16 protein-coding genes are annotated in these 15,772 nt (G+C 40.2%); 9 read left to right on the plus strand and 7 right to left on the minus strand.

What is annotated here, in order from left to right; translation table 11 throughout:
• Window positions 1–160: 160 nt before the first annotated feature.
• Window positions 161–1,558 (minus strand): S1C family serine protease, encoded by a 1,398-nt coding sequence (locus tag KFZ58_RS03375; RefSeq protein ID WP_235793450.1) that lies wholly within the window; start codon window positions 1,556–1,558, stop codon window positions 161–163.
• Window positions 1,559–1,864: 306 nt separating this feature from the next.
• Between KFZ58_RS03375 and KFZ58_RS03380 the strand changes: the two genes are divergently transcribed.
• The 4 genes from KFZ58_RS03380 (at window position 1,865) to KFZ58_RS19120 (ending at window position 5,977) form a co-directional block, all read left to right on the plus strand.
• Window positions 1,865–2,548 carry a response regulator transcription factor gene (locus tag KFZ58_RS03380; protein ID WP_235793451.1) on the plus strand — a complete coding sequence of 228 codons (684 nt, stop codon included), beginning with the start codon at window positions 1,865–1,867 and terminating at the stop codon, window positions 2,546–2,548.
• A gap of 3 nt (window positions 2,549–2,551) precedes the next feature.
• Window positions 2,552–3,871 (plus strand): sensor histidine kinase, encoded by a 1,320-nt coding sequence (locus tag KFZ58_RS03385; RefSeq protein ID WP_235793452.1) that lies wholly within the window; start codon window positions 2,552–2,554, stop codon window positions 3,869–3,871.
• A gap of 74 nt (window positions 3,872–3,945) precedes the next feature.
• Window positions 3,946–5,775 carry a translational GTPase TypA gene (gene typA, locus KFZ58_RS03390; protein WP_235793453.1) on the plus strand — a complete coding sequence of 610 codons (1,830 nt, stop codon included), beginning with the start codon at window positions 3,946–3,948 and terminating at the stop codon, window positions 5,773–5,775.
• Window positions 5,776–5,842: 67 nt separating this feature from the next.
• Window positions 5,843–5,977 carry a hypothetical protein gene (locus tag KFZ58_RS19120; RefSeq protein ID WP_255695045.1) on the plus strand — a complete coding sequence of 45 codons (135 nt, stop codon included), beginning with the start codon at window positions 5,843–5,845 and terminating at the stop codon, window positions 5,975–5,977.
• A 179-nt stretch (window positions 5,978–6,156) separates the two neighbouring features.
• Here KFZ58_RS19120 and KFZ58_RS03395 read toward each other — a convergent pair whose 3' ends face one another.
• Window positions 6,157–6,636 carry an SRPBCC family protein gene (locus KFZ58_RS03395; protein ID WP_235793454.1) on the minus strand — a complete coding sequence of 160 codons (480 nt, stop codon included), beginning with the start codon at window positions 6,634–6,636 and terminating at the stop codon, window positions 6,157–6,159.
• A 226-nt stretch (window positions 6,637–6,862) separates the two neighbouring features.
• Between KFZ58_RS03395 and treP the strand changes: the two genes are divergently transcribed.
• The 4 genes from treP (at window position 6,863) to KFZ58_RS03415 (ending at window position 11,573) form a co-directional block, all read left to right on the plus strand.
• Window positions 6,863–8,773 (plus strand): PTS system trehalose-specific EIIBC component, encoded by a 1,911-nt coding sequence (gene treP, locus KFZ58_RS03400; protein WP_235793455.1) that lies wholly within the window; start codon window positions 6,863–6,865, stop codon window positions 8,771–8,773.
• A gap of 27 nt (window positions 8,774–8,800) precedes the next feature.
• Window positions 8,801–10,459, plus strand: coding sequence for an alpha,alpha-phosphotrehalase (treC, locus tag KFZ58_RS03405; RefSeq protein ID WP_235793456.1), 1,659 nt, complete (start codon window positions 8,801–8,803; stop codon window positions 10,457–10,459).
• Between the two features lie 12 nt (window positions 10,460–10,471).
• Window positions 10,472–11,188 (plus strand): trehalose operon repressor, encoded by a 717-nt coding sequence (gene treR, locus KFZ58_RS03410; protein WP_235793457.1) that lies wholly within the window; start codon window positions 10,472–10,474, stop codon window positions 11,186–11,188.
• Window positions 11,189–11,294: 106 nt separating this feature from the next.
• Window positions 11,295–11,573 carry a YkvA family protein gene (locus KFZ58_RS03415; RefSeq protein ID WP_235793458.1) on the plus strand — a complete coding sequence of 93 codons (279 nt, stop codon included), beginning with the start codon at window positions 11,295–11,297 and terminating at the stop codon, window positions 11,571–11,573.
• Window positions 11,574–11,688: 115 nt separating this feature from the next.
• On the opposite strand, the gene KFZ58_RS03420 is transcribed toward KFZ58_RS03415, so the two are convergent.
• From KFZ58_RS03420 to KFZ58_RS03440, 5 genes are all read right to left on the minus strand, one after another.
• Complete coding sequence (locus KFZ58_RS03420) at window positions 11,689–11,868, minus strand: hypothetical protein (RefSeq protein ID WP_235793459.1); 180 nt, start codon at window positions 11,866–11,868, stop codon at window positions 11,689–11,691.
• Between the two features lie 102 nt (window positions 11,869–11,970).
• The gene (locus tag KFZ58_RS03425; RefSeq protein ID WP_235793460.1) at window positions 11,971–12,933 is read right to left on the minus strand and encodes an ABC transporter permease; all 963 of its coding nucleotides are present in this window, start codon (window positions 12,931–12,933) and stop codon (window positions 11,971–11,973) included.
• Window positions 12,926–13,849, minus strand: a complete 924-nt coding sequence (locus KFZ58_RS03430) for an ABC transporter ATP-binding protein (protein ID WP_235793461.1) — start codon at window positions 13,847–13,849, stop codon at window positions 12,926–12,928. Before KFZ58_RS03430 ends, KFZ58_RS03425 begins: the two co-directional genes overlap by 8 nt.
• 138 nt (window positions 13,850–13,987) lie before the next feature.
• Window positions 13,988–14,413: a DUF4064 domain-containing protein gene (locus tag KFZ58_RS03435; RefSeq protein ID WP_235793462.1), complete on the minus strand. Its 426-nt coding sequence runs from the start codon at window positions 14,411–14,413 to the stop codon at window positions 13,988–13,990.
• A 186-nt stretch (window positions 14,414–14,599) separates the two neighbouring features.
• Complete coding sequence (locus KFZ58_RS03440) at window positions 14,600–14,758, minus strand: YfhE family protein (RefSeq protein ID WP_235793463.1); 159 nt, start codon at window positions 14,756–14,758, stop codon at window positions 14,600–14,602.
• Window positions 14,759–14,923: 165 nt separating this feature from the next.
• Between KFZ58_RS03440 and KFZ58_RS03445 the strand changes: the two genes are divergently transcribed.
• A complete protein-coding gene (locus KFZ58_RS03445) occupies window positions 14,924–15,739 on the plus strand; it encodes a DUF368 domain-containing protein (protein ID WP_235793464.1) in 816 nt (271 codons plus the stop codon).
• Window positions 15,740–15,772 lie beyond the last annotated feature (33 nt).

Below are 15,772 nucleotides of genomic sequence, written 5' to 3' on the forward strand. Positions count from 1 at the left end.
ATTGTAGAGATTTTTGTTCAATAGTTAGTGCGAAATATCACAAAACATAAGTGAGATATGACAAAAAGAGAACAATCTCATTTAAAGTTATTCGACAAAATAAAAAACCCAACCCAGGATATGGGCTAGGTTCTTTCGTACACTGAGCTATCTAAAGTTATCACAGTTCTTGCTCTTCTTGTTGACCTTGGAGTTCAAGATCTACTGTTTCCTGATCACCGTCCCTGTAATATTCTATTTCAATTGTATCGCCGATTTGATTATCATCGGAATAGAGATGCTGTCTTAAATCTAAAATGGATGTCACTTCTTCACCATTGATCTTCGTAATGACGTCATACTGTTGTAAGCCTGCTTGATCTGCTGATGAATTTGTTTGAACATCTGCAACTACCATGCCGCCTCCTACGTCATTTGGTATGTTGATCTCACTGCGGTATTGAGGAGGTACTTGTTGTAAGCTGGCTATCGTGATTCCAATGACCGGTCTCTCTATTTCTCCATTTGTTTCGAGTTGCTCCATGATTGGCAGGGCTTCGTCAATTGGGATGGCAAATCCGATACCTTCTACAGCTTGCTGTGCAATTTTCATAGAGTTAATCCCAATTACTTCTCCCTCACTCGTGACTAATGCGCCGCCGCTATTCCCAGGGTTAATAGCTGCATCTGTTTGAATAACTTCTGTCACCCAGTCCGGCTGGCCGTCCTGATTTGTATCCACACTGACCGATCTCTCTAAGCCACTGACAATACCCTGTGTAACGGTGTTAGCAAATTCCTCGCCGAGCGGATTTCCAATAGCTGCAACTGTTTCACCAACTTGCAGGTCGCTTGATGAACCTAAATTGGCAACGGTGTCGACATTCTCTCCATCAATTTCTAAAACGGCTAAATCTGTTAAGGGGTCAGTCCCTAGTACCTGTGCAGGAACTTCTTCTTCATCATTTAACCTAACTTCAACCTCTTCAGCATCTTGAATAACATGCTGATTGGTTACAACATATGCACTGCCATCTTCTTTCTTATAGATAATACCTGAACCACTTCCAGCCTCATTTTCACTTTGTTCCCAGATATTTCGCTGCTGCAGGTTTGTAACTCCTACAACCGCTTCGGATGCTTCCTCCATATTGGAAGCGGCATCCGCATTACCTGTGGATAATGTATCTACAACTTCTGTTGATTCGCTTTCCGAGGTTTCTGCAGATTCGGATGATGTTTCAGCTGAATCATTAAGTGAGATAACGCCACTGGTAAATAATACAATGACAACAGCAGCAGAAATAAGTCCGCCAACAATTCCTCCAAGCAGAACACCTACGCCGGATTTTTTTGATTTTGGCTTTTTCTCTGGCTCTGTCGTAGTAGCTCGATTCTCTTCATCTGTGCTGGTTTGTTCTCCCTCGACGTTGGTAGGTTCTTCCACACCGTCAGCTGTTTCCCCCTCTTTAACGTTTGTTGATTCCTTCTCATCACCCGTTGATTCTTCCTCAACGCCCGATGGTTCCTCCACTTCATTATGATTAAGTGATTTGTTTTCTTCATTGTTGTTATCCATTATGTTATCACTCCAATTTCATTAAGTTTACAGTTAAGAAAGTATATCCATATTCTTACTGCATAAGTGCATCTACCAAATGTTCTAATAATCTTATAATACCGTACCATTTTGGCGCATATTTGGGATAAATGTGGGAGAAATGTGTAAAACTTCGCGGTAAGATAAGGTTTCTAATATTAATCGAGTTCCTATATCCTTTACCCAAAAATAATAATGATCAAACTAATTGAACTGACGCACAGGTTCAAGCTACACTTTATGGTAAAATAAATGTACGAATTATGATGGAAAGGTGATTGTCTAATGAAATATCATATTGGCGTTGTAGAGGACGACAAAAATATACAAAATATCGTTTCCGCTTATTTAAAAAAAGAAGGATTTGATGTCACCATTCTGGATTCTGCAGAAGCAGCCTGGGACGTGTGGGAGATAAACCCTCCGGATATGTGGATTTTAGATATTATGCTTCCGGGGATGGATGGGTATGAATTTTGCAAAAAAATACGTAATGAAAGTGATATACCTATTATTATTATCTCAGCGAAGGATGAGGAGATCGATAAAATTCTCGGGCTTGAGCTGGGCGGTGATGATTATTTAACGAAACCTTTCAGCCCACGAGAATTAACGGCACGTGTCAAAAGGCTATTTAAACGGGTACGTACAGTGACAAAAGAGGAAGAAATTTCTCAGGATAAAGTCAAGGTTGATCATTTATTCATTCATAAGAATGATCGGCGCGTATTTTGGGATGGCGTGGAACAGGAAGTAACGACAAAGGAATTTGATATGCTTTTGCTGTTTGCTGAAAATCCAAATCGGGCATTTTCCAGAGAGGAATTATTAGTGAAGGTATGGGGTGATGATTACTTTGGAAGTGACCGCGCGGTAGATGATTTAGTGAAACGAATCCGAAAAAAATTCGCAACCCTAGCCCTAGAGACGGTATGGGGTTATGGGTACCGCCTGCGAGAAGAGGGTTAATTCATGAAACTTCAACACCAGTTGAACATTGCTTTTACGACATTGCTTATTGTGATTATGGCTGTAGCAGGCTATGTTATTTACTCCTTGATTTTAGATTTGTTGATCCAGGATGAACAGCGGCAATTAAGGCAGAATGGTGAAATTCTAGTAAGTGTAATGACGGAGCAGTATGGGACAGGTCAATATGCTGAACTATTACAGGACCAGGACCTGCAGCTGTTCCTATACGATCGTAACCAGGATGCTGTGCTGTTTTCAACAATGTCAAATCGAATTGTACGTGGCCTGTGGGAAAACAATGATTTTGCGGATGATAGTGAAAACCTTTGGGAGTTTGGAGATAATAATTTTGTTACGTCGAGAATTTTGTTTTATCCGCAAGATACCGGAATTGAGTTAATTTTACTAACACCGATGAATGATATACAAGCTGTCCAGCAAAATTTTGTTGCCAGGATGCTTTTGGTATTTCTGATTGGTGCGGCAGTGGCTGTTTTAATAAGTACATTTTTAACAAATAAATTGGTAACTCCACTTTCCAAGTTAAAATGGCAATTAAAGAAGATTGAAAAACGGCAATTTGATGATATAGAACGCATCAATGCAACAGGGGAGATTAAGGAAGTTGAACAAAGTGTATACGAAATGGCAGAAGAACTTCAAAGATATATGCACACACAGCAGAGCTTTTTTCAAAATGCGAGCCATGAACTGAAAACACCCTTAATGACGATTCAAGGCTATGCAGAAGGGATCAGGGATCGGATTTTTGATGAAAAGGATCAGGAAAAAGGCTTGGAAGTAATGGTGACCGAAGTAAATCGCCTTAAAACGATTATTAATGAAATGATCGTATTAGCGAAACTCGATAGTGAGCCCGCTGCTTATAACAGGACCCAAGTTAAACTTCGTTCATTGATCAATCAAGTCGAAGAACGCGCATTACCATTGGTGAATGAAAAAGATATTGACTTCCATCATAATGTAGAAGGTGATATTACGTTAATGGTGGATGAGGAAAAGTTACTCCGGGCCTTGTTGAATTTGACAATCAATGGTATTCGCCATGCGAAATCACAGGTCGCTATACATGTTTATCAGCGAAATCAAATGACTACAATTACAGTAGAAGACGATGGAGACGGTGTATCTGAGGATTTGATTCCACATATTTTTCACCGGTTTGTAAAAGGTAAGAACGGGGAAACAGGTCTAGGCTTGGCTATTGCGCGTGCGATTATCGAGCAGTCCGGTGGTAAAATCAAAGTTGCTGACTCAGAACTTGGTGGGGCAAAATTCGAAATAGTTTTTCCAAAATAAATTTTGCATCAGCATAAGTTTTATGATATAATCCTTAAGTTGACTTATCCTTAATATAGAGGAGCGAACGTTTTATGCAATTAAGAGAAGATATTCGTAATATCGCCATTATTGCCCACGTTGACCACGGTAAAACAACACTCGTGGATCAAATGTTAAAATACTCCGGAACGTTCCGTGAAAATGAGCAAGTAGATGAACGTGCCATGGACACTGGGGACATTGAAAAAGAGCGTGGTATTACAATTTTGGCGAAGAACACAGCGATTAATTATAAAGATACAACCATCAATATTCTCGACACGCCTGGGCATGCCGATTTTGGTGGTGAAGTTGAGCGGATTATGAAAATGGTAGACGGTGTAGCTTTAGTTGTGGATGCTTATGAAGGAACAATGCCACAAACGCGTTTTGTGTTAATGAAAGCATTGGAACAAAAACTGACACCGATCGTCGTTTTAAACAAGATCGATCGTCCGAATGCAAGACCTACAGAAGTAGTTGATGAGGTACTTGATTTATTCATCGAACTTGGAGCTGATGATGAACAACTGGAATTCCCTGTCGTTTATGCATCTGCATTGAATGGGACGTCAAGTTTGGAAGCCGACAACCAAGAAGAAACCATGGATCCTGTTTTCACAACCATTCTGGACCATATCCCTGCACCAGCCGACACAAAAGATGAGCCTCTGCAATTTCAAGTAACATTGCTTGATTATAATGATTATGTTGGACGTATTGGTGTAGGGCGCATCGTTCGCGGGACGATAAGTGTTGGCCAGCAAGTAACGGTTATGAAAAAAGATGGCAGTCAGAAGTCATTCCGCATCAGTAAATTATTTGGCTTTATTGGATTAAAACGAATTGAAATTCAAGAGGCAAAAGCTGGTGACATTGTTGCCATCTCAGGACTAGAAGATCTTAACGTAGGGGAGACAATTGGCGATAAAGATCATCCAGAGGCATTACCGATGGTGCGAATTGATGAACCAACATTGCAAATGACATTTTTAGTGAATACCAGCCCTTTCGCAGGAAAAGAAGGGAAGTATATAACGTCCAGACGGATTGAAGAACGATTACTAAAACAGCTTGAGACAGATGTTAGTCTTCGTGTAGATCCAACAGATTCACCGGATGCATGGACTGTTTCCGGACGCGGCGAGTTGCACCTGTCCATTTTGATTGAAAACATGCGCAGAGAAGGATTTGAATTACAACTTTCAAAACCTCAGGTAATCGTAAAAGAAATTGATGGTCAGAAATGTGAACCGATGGAGCGTGTCCAAATAGACGTGCCTGAAGAGTATCAAGGACCGGTTATGGAATCCCTTGGTTATCGAAAAGGCGAAATGCTCGACATGATTAATGATGGCAATGGACAAGTTCGTCTCGAGTTCAAAGTACCTTCACGCGGCCTGCTTGGTTATACAACAGAGTTTATGACCCAGACACATGGATACGGAATTATAAATCATACCTTCGATGCTTACGAACCGATCGTAAAAGGACAAGTTGGTGGCAGACGAGAAGGTGTTCTAGTCGGTATGGAACATGGTAAGGCAACAACATACGGTATCATGCAGCTTGAAGACCGAGGCACCATATTCGTTGAACCTGGAACGGAAATCTATGCAGGAATGATTGTTGGTGAACACAACCGTGAGAACGACATTACGGTTAACATCACCAAAGAAAAACATCTGACAAACGTCCGTTCCGCAACCAAGGACCAAACGTCTACCATCAGGAAAACAAAGGATATGTCACTAGAAGAAGCAATCCAATATTTAGACGACGATGAATACTGTGAAGTAACACCCGAATCAATTCGATTGCGGAAGAAGATACTGAATAAAAACGAACGTGAGAAAGCAGCAAAGAAGTCTAAGTTAGGCTAGCGCTGTGCGCGTTCTATGGGGCCTGTCCCCCGCTGTGCTAAAGTGGTGGGGACAGGCCCTTTTTTAAATGAGGAGCGCTGTTCGCGGGACAAATGGCGGCGTGCGCGGGACGAGGAGCACTATTCGCGGGACAAACGACAGCGTGCGCGGGACGAGAGGTGCAGACCGCGGAACAGATGACAGTGTGCGCGGAACAAATTGACACCAACGCGGGACAGGGGGCCCTGTTCGCGGAAATCAGCCCGTGAGCTGGAGAATCAACCGGAGAGCGGGAAGAGTCAACTCGAGAGCTGAGGTATCAACCGAAGAGCGAGAAAAATCAACCTGAAAGCGACAATCCCCCAAGTAAATCACTCAAATATAAAAAAGAAGCGACTGCGCTTAAAGCATCGCTTCTTTTATTAATTCCTGATACCTCGAATACCATTTATTCCAGCGGCCTCTTCGGTTTCTAATAGTGGTACCATCAAGTAATGCCTCTATCACATCCAGACAAATATGCCATCCGGCTAAATCCTTAGCTGTATGACCTGTAACCTCATTCAAATATTCTTTGAATACCAGGCGACACCCAAAAGAATTTGCTGTTAATTCAAATCGAACTGAATTTTTATCCCACGTAAATGCAAATACGCGCCCGTGATCTACTTCTAGTATATCCATCGTTTCATAGGTGCCATCTTGAAGATCAAAATGGATTTTACCGCCTATTTCCAGCTCACCAATTTCAAGCTCCGGAAACCACAACTGTAGCTTCTCATTTTCCGTCAAATAAGACCATACATCATCTACTGGATAATTAATCTGTCTTTCGTAAACAGCAGTAGGTACTTCGCCTAATTTATCTATTGTAGCTATCACATCAAATCACCCCTTTTTCAGTTTTACGTAGATAAGCATAAAGCACTTTTAATTTAATTACAAGACTCATAAATTCCGCGTAATGTTAGCCTTTCAGGGCATACCAATAACAAAAAAATAAATGTAAGCCCTTGCCTAACTTGTATATACAAGTTATACTATTTATAGAAACAATCACTTGTATATACAGGTTTTTAAAAAATAGAATGCAGCTGGAGGTTCCTTTATGGATGAAAAAGAAGAAATGATCTATGCGCCACTTAGCGGGCGGGTCGTTGAACTAGAGAATGTTCCAGATCCTACATTTTCGCAAAAAATGATGGGTGATGGTCTTGCGATAGAACCAAGTGACGGAAAAGTAGTTGCTCCGTTTGATGGGGAGATTGTACAAGTTTTCCCTACAAAGCATGCTGTTGGTCTTCAAGGAGAGTCCGGTGTAGAAGTATTAATTCACATTGGATTAGAAACGGTGGCCCTGGATGGGGAAGGGTTTGAAGCACATGTGAAACAAGGAGATCAGGTTAAAACTGGCGATCCTTTGATAACGTTTGATTTAGCGTTTATTAAGGAAAAGGCAGCTAATCATGTTTCTCCAGTTATTATTACAAACGGCGATACACTTGAAATTGAAAAAACACAGCAAGAAAAACTTGTAGCCGGTGAGTCCATCCTTTTTCAAACAAAACCCAAAGATGAAAAGAAAGCGGACACAAAATCCAAAACAAAAACGGTGCAATACAGTCAAGAAGCGGAAGAAATTGTAGCTGCAATGGGTGGGGAGGCTAATATAAATGCAGCAACGCACTGTGTAACGCGACTGCGTTTTGCTTTGTCTGATGAAGAGAAGGTTGATCAGGAGGCGTTGGATGACATAGGGCTTGTAAAGGGTTCTTTTTCAGCAAATGGCCAGTTCCAGGTCGTCATTGGACAAGGTACGGTTGATAAGGTTTATAAAGCAATGGTTGATGAAACAGGTATTAGCGAAGCAACGAAAGAAGAAGTAAAGGAAGCTGGTGGTAAAAAACAAAATCCATTACAGCGTGGAATTAAAGTGTTAGCAGATATCTTTATTCCGATTTTGCCAGCAATTGTTACAGCTGGTTTATTATTGGGTCTTAATAATATTTTAATCAACCCGATATTCGCAGAAGAATCGATCATCGAGATGTATCCTCAGTGGGCAGGTATAGCAGATATGATCAATATTATTGCCAATACTGCGTTTACATTTTTGCCTGCATTAATTGGTTGGTCTGCGGTGAATCGGTTTGGTGGGAATCCATTATTAGGTATTGTTTTAGGTCTCATCATGGTACATCCTGCTTTAATGCCAGCAAGTGATTACGCACAAGCAGCTGCACAAGGGAATGCACCTACATGGAATTTATTTGGTCTTGAGATTGATATGATTGGTTATCAAGGTCAGGTTCTTCCAGTACTAGTTGCTTCATGGGTCCTGGCAAAAATAGAAGTTTGGTTAAAAAAACGTGTTGTCGATTCCTTGCAATTATTAGTCGTTGCCCCAGTTGCATTATTAGTAACGGGCTTCCTAGCATTTATTATTATTGGTCCCGTTACATTTGAAATCGGAAACGGGATTACAGGCGGTGTTATCACGGTATTTGAAGCCTTTCCAGTTATCGGGGGACTGTTGTATGGAGCCCTTTACGCACCATTAGTTATTACAGGAATGCATCATACATTCCTAGCTGTCGACTTGCAATTGATTGGCAGTACAGGGACGACATTCCTATGGCCGATTCTTGCCCTATCAAATATTGCCCAGGGGTCAGCCGCATTTGCGATGATGCTTGTATCTAAAGATGAGAAATTAAAAGGACTCGCCGGAACTTCGGGTGTTTCTGCATATCTAGGTGTTACTGAACCAGCAATGTTCGGAGTTAATTTGCGACTTAGGTATCCATTCATAGCAGCAATGATCGGTACCTCCATTGCAGGTGCGTTCATATCACTTCAAGCTGTGCAAGCTACTTCGGTTGGAATAGGTGGGATCCCGGCATTTCTATCTATTGTATTAGAAAACTGGATTTCCTTCTTTATTGGCATGGGAATCGTAATCATCGTTCCATTTATCATTACGTATCTTTTAGGCAAACGAAAGTTGAACACAAACTAATCAATACTAAACTTAGGAGTGAAAACAATGAATGAAGCATGGTGGGAAAAGGCTACCGTTTATCAGATTTACCCGAAAAGTTTTATGGATACAACCGGCAATGGTATTGGGGATATTCAAGGGATTATCCAAAAATTAGACTATATTAAAAAACTAGGTGCCGACGTTATTTGGCTGACACCTGTTTACAGATCTCCACAAAATGATAATGGCTATGATATCAGTGATTATTATTCCATTGAACCGACATATGGCACAATGGAAGATTTCGAACAATTACTGGAAGAAACGCATAAGCGTGGCATGAAGCTTATTATGGACCTAGTTATTAACCATACATCCACTGATCATGAATGGTTTAAGCAATCCGCCTCATCAAAAAACAGTGACTATCGTGATTTCTATATCTGGAAAGACGCAGCAGGCGGGGCTGAGCCGACTAACTGGCAGTCGAAATTCGGTGGATCTGCGTGGGAGTATGATAAAGAAACAGATCAATATTACCTCCATTTATTTGATCGGACACAAGGTGATTTAAACTGGGAAAATGAAAAATTAAGAAAAAAGGTCTATGAGATGATGCGTTTCTGGGGCGACAAAGGGATTGACGGCTTTCGCCTGGACGTGATTAACCTGATTTCCAAAGATCAGCTTTTCCCAAATGACGAGAATGGGGACGGTCGGAAATTTTATACCGATGGGCCACGCGTACATGAATTTTTACATGAAATGAATCAAGCTGTTCTTACGCCATACGATCTGATGACAGTTGGAGAGATGTCTTCTACAACGCTGGAAAACTGTGTAATGTACACAAAGCCGGAGCGGGAAGAGCTTGATATGACATTCCAATTTCACCATTTGAAGGTCGATTACGTAAATAAGGAGAAATGGACAAAGACCCCGTTTGACTTTATAGAATTGAAAAAGATCCTTTCCAATTGGCAGGTCGGGATGCATGAAGGGGGCGGCTGGAACGCGCTGTTCTGGTGCAATCATGATCAGCCACGTGCGGTTTCTCGCTTCGGGGATGATGAAAGATATCATAAAGAATCCGCAAAAATGCTTGCGACCGTCCTGCATATGATGCAAGGAACACCTTACATTTATCAGGGCGAAGAAATCGGTATGACCAACCCTGGCTTTACATCCATCGAAGAATACCGTGATGTTGAGTCATTAAACGCATATGAAACACTCAAGCAGGAAGGAAAGTCGGAGCAGGAAGTGATCGAAATCCTGCAACAGAAATCACGTGATAATGCCAGGACGCCAATGCAGTGGACAGGTGAAGCTAATGCCGGATTCACAACGGCGACACCATGGATTCAGCCAGCAGAGAATTATCCTGAAATCAATGCAGAAAACGTATTGGAAGAAAAGGACTCTATTTTCAGCCATTATCAAAAGTTAATCGCGCTACGTAAAAAATATGATATCATTACCTATGGGGATTATCAGCTATTGCTGGAAGATGATCCACAACTATTTGCATATACACGTAATTGGAAAGGTGAAAGATTAATTGTAGTGAGCAATTTTTACGCCGAGGAAGTTACTGTGAATCTCCCTATAGATAGTCCGAAACCTGATCGGATTTTACTATCAAATTACTCGGACTCCCAAAACTTAGGAGAACAATTAACGCTAAGACCTTATGAATCCATTGTGTATTATGTGAAATAATGAGGTATGGACATGAAAAAGAAATATTTAACTATATATGATGATTTAGTGAAGAAAATACAAGCACAAGTATGGCCAGCATCTACAATGCTGCCATCCGAAAATGCGTTGACAGAGAACTATAACACATCCCGTGAAACAATTAGAAAAGCATTGAATTTGTTATCACAAAATGGCTATATTCAAAAAATCCGTGGCAAGGGATCTATTGTGATTGATTTAAACAAGCTTTCCTTTCCGGTATCAGGGATTATAAGCTTCAGTGAACTTGCAGAGAATATGCAGCTATCAAGTAAAACGATTGTGAAGGAACTAGGGTTTGTACAGGCTGATCATAGCATCCATTCCATATTCGATACAGCGGACAGTGGTGACATATGGAAGGTTTTCCGGGTGAGGGAGATATCTGGTGAAAAAATAATACTGGATAAAGATTTTTTCCATGATGCATATGTTCCTTTGCTTTCAAAAAAAATATGTGAGGATTCGATTTACAAGTATATAGAAAAGGAAATGGGGCTAGTCGTATCCTTCGCACAAAAGGAAATCCTTGTAGAAGAACCCACAGAAGAAGATCGTGCGTTATTGGATCTGGATGGATTTTCGAATATTGTTGTGATTAGAAGTCAAGTGTATCTGGACGATACGAGCTTGTTTCAATATACGGAATCGAGACATAGGCCGGATAAATTTCGCTTTGTTGATTTCGCAAGGCGAGTGCAAAATTAAACACCACCTTATTGCTTCAAGGTGGTGTTCTTATCATTGGAAGGCAAGTGTTTATAAAAGGGTATAAAATTTGCTGGTAAATACAACATAGAAACAGGTGATCATCATGTACCGCTTTTTCAATCGAATTCGTTTTCTATTTAAATTTCATAAATCGATTCCGTTTATGAAAGATTTCTTCATGACAAATGAAGTAAAACGCTCGACCAAGATTCTGTTTGCTGTTCTGATTATAGGCTATATCGCACTTCCTTTTGACCTAATCCCGGATTTCATACTGCTTTTTGGAATCGTGGACGACGCCACAATTGCAATATTCCTACTGCAACAAATGGTCAAAGTAGCACCAGAATCATTAAAAGAAAAACACAAGTTGTTCCAGTAGCGGATTCGGAACGGTGCCTGTCACCACCCGAAATTTGTCGAATCGAATTAAATTTGGCTATAAATAAAGAACAGGGGCCGCTCAAAAGTATGGCCTCTGTTCTTTAGATTCTTCGTTATGAATTTTTGCTGTTTTTATCATTTGGTATATATCTTGAGTAATATGCCGCTAGCAATAAGCAGATGATGGCTAATCCCCAAACAAGAGCCCCGCTCCAGTAGAGGTCAATTTGTAAGCCTATCAGTAAAATTATCACACTTAATCCGATAAAAAATGCGGTTAGATAGCGTTTCACGTATAACACCCCAGTAAAAGGTATAAATTTTTCTCTACTACTATTATAGTATGCATTTTATTATATTTCTATCCTTAGAACCGCTTTTACATGAATTTAACACTATCCCGCCACATCTCTTTTTGTGAAAAATATCCAGGACAACAGCATAAATACAACGTAATAAACGAGTAAAACGGTAATGGAAAAGCCTAATGTCATATCCTCTATCCATGGTGTGTTGCCACTTGCGTATTGACTTAGGTCTGTATTGGCAAACAGAATATATTTAGCCCATTCATAATCCGCAAAGGCTGTTACAATGATGTTTCCGCCCATCATCAGGAAAACGCCTATTCCAATTGCCAATGCGCTGCTACGGAAAATGGATGAAATCATAAAGGCGAATGTTGCCATCATGACTAAATTAACCAAACCATAGCCATACTCAGAGACGATCTCCCCAATCACAGATACATATGCATATCCGTCCGTTTGCGATTGTACAACATAAGGACTAGCCCCTTCGACACCGAAGAACAACGCACCAATAATCCAGGAAAGTAATAAAACAAAAAGAAGCGTAAATAATGCAAATAAAAGTACAGAAATATATTTGGATGCCAAAATTTTCGCTCGTGATATTGGACGAATCAGTAATAATTTAATCGTTCCCCATTTAAATTCATTTGCTACTATCCCGGCTGCTACAATAATCGTCAGTAAGCTGACAATAGAAAGTAGTCCTTGGTTTTCTTGCACATACTGCCATGCCCCGTAACCAGTAGGCTGGATATCATTTTCCAAATGATAATTATTTTTCTCAATTTGGTTTGGATTAACGGCTACATATGTCCCGTCTTCCTGCTCGTTCTCTTGCATTTGCTGCTGGATCTCTTCATTTTCTTCCTGCAAGGCTTCGCGCCAATTGTCGCTTGCGTAATCCTCATCTACATTACCAAAGGCGCTGGTTATAGCTGCTCCGCCAATGATTAATCCACCTAAAATGATATACATAACCCAGGTGGATTTTTGGATGTACATTTTTGTTAGTTCATTATAAACAAGCTTAAAAAAGTTACTCAATTGTATTCTCCCCAATCAGATCAAAGAATTTATCCTCTAATGTTTCTTTCGTTACGCCTACTTGATACACAGAAATTTCATGTTTGACAAGGGTCTGAATGATCATTGGGATTTTCTCTTTCTCCAGTTGAAAGGAGAGCGAATTATTGATACGTTCTGCATCGATTCCATATGATGATTGTAAGACTTCCATTGCTTTCTCAGCAGGAGTTACTTCCAATTCCACTTGGCTGAGACCCTGATTAGAATCTGTTGCATCATTTACATATTCGGTGGCAACGAGTTCACCGTTTTGAATGATCCCAATCCGATCGCACATCAATTCAATTTCTGATAAAAGATGACTGGAGATAATAACAGCAACGTTCGCTTCTGTTGCTAAGCGGCGGATGTATTGACGAATTTCCTTAATTCCAGCAGGATCAAGTCCATTTGTTGGTTCATCCAAAATTAATACAGACGGGTTGTGCAAAAGAGCCTGGGCGATACCTAAGCGTTGCCGCATGCCTAAGGAGTATCTGCCTGCTTTTTCTTTAATTGCCTTCTCAAGACCTACTAATGCGATAACCTCGTCCACTCGTTCCTTGGTTACCCCAGGAATCATCCGCCCGTAATGTGCTAAATTTTGGGCTCCGGTCATAAATGGATACATTTCCGGATTTTCCACGATTGCCCCAACTTCTCGAATAGCTTTCTTAAAATCACTATTAATGCTGTTACCTAAAATCCGTACATCGCCACCCGACAATTTCATTAATCCGACCATCATGCGAATCGTCGTTGTTTTACCAGCACCATTTGGCCCGATAAAGCCGAATACTTCCCCTTTGTTAATCGTGAATGATAACCCTTTGATAATTTCTTTCTTGCCAATTGTCTTTTTGACATCAATCAGTTCCATGGCTGTTTCTGACATTATGTAAGACCTCCATTTTTCAAATCCCCTTCTATGTACGCATGAAAATATAGGAATGTTTCATACATTTCCAATAGTACCATAGAAAAGAGCAAAAAAAATCCCCCCATTTGATATGGGGAGAAAAATTGTATTCTATTACGCTTCGATTGGTGTTTTGGGTTTTCGGACAAGGCACATAATACCAGCAATTAGGTAGAAAATACCGCTCATGATTCCAAATACAAATCCAAATACAAAGATGCCAATCACTGGTGTTGCGATGAAAATAATACCTGCTGCTTTTGGTCTTTTATTGCCTCTTAAGAATATCATTGCAATGATGCCTAAAATGATAGCAACAATGGAAGATATAAGCATTACCATTCCGCTGCTTCCCATAACTTCCATAAATTCATTAAAATCCTCTACCGGAATCTCGCCACCTTGTGGTGCTTCTTCCAAAGCCTGTTGCAGCAAAGCCTCATTATTTTGTAGCCAAATCATTGAGCCGCCAATTAGACCGAAAAAGCCATAAATCAAAGCTCCAATAATACCTAATATAACTTCACCTGTTCGTTTCATAATATAAACTCCTCCCCTCTAAAATGCAAAACTGACAAAACTATCTTCAATTATAATACACATAACCCACCTAATCAAAAACATCACTGTTCGGGTAAAACCCGAACAGTGACAGGCACCACCCGAAATTTGTCGAATAAAAAACACCCCGCCCACCATAGGCAAGGTGCTCCATTTATCACTTTATTATTTGAGTAAATCGGGATTTTCCCGTTTTGCTTCTCTTACTTTTGGCTTGCGGTACCCGCCGGCCATGTCAGCTTTTTTAAATTCCTTCGCATAATGTACTTCCTGTGCATCGGAAAGTTCTCTATTATCTGTTGGTTGATATTGTGTCTTTGGCATTATAATTATCCTTTCATCTAAAAATTCTCGTTCTATTATATATCTTCCCGAAAACAATAAATTAAAACATGCTGGTATAATTATATATAAAATACAAGCATATTTTGATATAATTAGTCCTATGTTTATTATATATCGCTAACTATTAAGGGAGAATCTAGAGCTATGGAATGGAAAAATATTTATCGTGGTTTAATAATGGGAGCGAGCGATGTCATCCCGGGGGTAAGCGGAGGTACCATTGCTGTTTTACTCGGTATTTACGACCGGCTAATTGCCGCGATTAACGGGTTTGTAAGTAAAGATTGGAAAAAGCAATTAGGGTTCTTAATTCCCTTAGGCGTTGGAATTGTAACTGCCATATTTTTATTAGCGAACGTGATTGAATGGTTGTTTGAACATTATCCGGGACCAACACAATTTTTCTTCCTTGGGTTGATTCTTGGTGTTTTGCCATATTTATTTCACAAAGCTGATGCCAAGCACACGTTCAAACTGAAGCAATTTGTTTTTTTAATCATCGCCGTTATACTCGTTGCATCATTAGCTTTTTTTAATCCTAACGAAGGTGCTGTTATTGAAAATATCACCGGGTCTACGTATATTCTACTATTCTTTTCAGGTTTCATCGCAAGTAGTGCAATGATTGTGCCGGGAATTAGTGGATCATTTATGTTGTTGCTTATCGGTGTTTATTCTACAATCATTTCTGCTATAAGCAATTTACAGTTTGATATTATTGCCGTTACTGGTGTAGGCATTGTTATTGGCCTTGCAGTAATGAGTAAAATCATTCACTATTTCTTAACGAATCACTACACGGGAACATTTGCCATTATTATCGGGCTGGTTATCGGATCCATTTTCGTCGTATTTCCAGGCTGGCCTATGGACATACCCTTATTACTGCTTAGTGTTGTGACATTTGCAGCAGGACTCTTCGTCGCATATATCCTAGGAAAAGTGGAATACCAGGAGTAAGCAAACGATGAGACATCTATTGAAAAAGACAGT

This window comes from Virgibacillus sp. NKC19-16, from assembly GCF_021560035.1.
Lineage (GTDB): Bacteria > Bacillota > Bacilli > Bacillales > Amphibacillaceae > Virgibacillus_L > Virgibacillus_L salidurans.